Origin of the sequence: Aliidiomarina taiwanensis (assembly GCF_003987015.1) — a bacterium.
Lineage (GTDB): Bacteria > Pseudomonadota > Gammaproteobacteria > Enterobacterales > Alteromonadaceae > Aliidiomarina > Aliidiomarina taiwanensis.
Genome location: NZ_PIPQ01000029.1, coordinates 1 through 821 on the forward strand (window position 1 = coordinate 1; position 821 = coordinate 821).

Sequence of the window (821 nt, forward strand, 5' to 3'; positions counted from 1 at the left end):
AAAGAGATGGCGCGAGCTGCCATTCAACGTCATGGTATTAGCGTTCGTTTTGCCTGTGTTTGTATGGGCATTAGCGAGAGCTGTTACCACTACCAAAGCAAACTCAGCGATGAAAACGCTGTAATTGCTGATTGGTTGCTGCGCTTAACCACCGCGCACAAACGATGGGGTTTCGGTTTGTGCTTCTTGCACTTGCGTAACGTGAAAGGGTTTCCATGGAACCATAAACGCGTATACCGCATTTATCGCGAGTTAGAGCTGAACTTACGAATCAAACCCAAACGTCGCCTGCGACGTGACAAACCGGACGCTTTAAGCGTGCCAACCGCAATGAATCAAGTCTGGTCGATGGATTTTATGTCCGACAGCTTGGCCGACGGACGTTCACTGCGAACATTTAACGTCATCGACGAATACAACCACGAAGGGTTAACCATCGAAGTAGACCTTTCGCTGCCAAGTGCTCGTGTTATTCGAGCCTTAGAGCAAGTTATTGAATGGCGAGGAAAACCTGCGGCGATTCGTTGCGACAATGGCCCAGAATATTTGTCAAGCGAGCGGATTAACTGGGCTGAAAAACATCAAATTACGATGCTCTACATTCAACCAGGTAAACCGACTCAGAATGCGTATGTTGAGCGGTTTAACCGAACAGTCCGTCATGAATGGCTCGATTTACATCTATTTGATAGCGTCGAACATGCACAAGAACTTGCCACTCAGTGGCTTTGGCTTTATAACAACGAACGGCCTAACACGGCCATCGGAGGCATTCCGCCCAAACAATTAACGCAAGCGGTTCATTAATTCTACGAATAACT

1 protein-coding gene is annotated in these 821 nt (G+C 47.5%); it reads left to right on the forward strand.

All coding sequences use genetic code 11. From position 1 onward, the window contains the following. The coding region (locus CWE15_RS11930; protein WP_126758302.1) for an IS3 family transposase at window positions 1-807 on the forward strand (807 nt) is incomplete at its 5' end. Window positions 808-821 lie beyond the last annotated feature (14 nt).